Annotated in this window: 1 protein-coding gene; it reads left to right on the forward strand. The window is 57.5% G+C overall.

The genetic code is table 11. The features are described 5' to 3' along the window. Positions 1–92: 92 nt before the first annotated feature. Positions 93–275, forward strand: a 183-nt coding sequence (locus tag SB660_RS20375) for a hypothetical protein (protein ID WP_410584138.1), incomplete at its 3' end; no start/stop codon positions are given.

Below are 275 nucleotides of genomic sequence, written 5' to 3' on the forward strand. Positions count from 1 at the left end.
GCCCGGTCGAGACTATCCTCCGTAATGCAGTTATCAGCCAGATCGGTACTGGAAAGCCCCGAAGGACAGAACGTCGGGCAAAGGTGCAGTTCATGACCGATGCCGGACGCGGGCCTGTGCGCACGCTGGAGGCTCGTTTCGACAACCTCTTGGTGAAGATGCAGGAAGTGGCGGCCGAGTCGGGTGTGTTGTTCAAGCTGCAACAAGTGTCTTCGAATCCTGCACTGGTCTTGTCCTTCTCTGAGGAGCAGGATTACACCTCCACGACCATCTGG

This window comes from Bacillus sp. SIMBA_005 (assembly GCF_046535585.1).
In the GTDB taxonomy this organism is placed as follows: Bacteria; Bacillota; Bacilli; order Bacillales; family Bacillaceae; genus Bacillus; species Bacillus pumilus.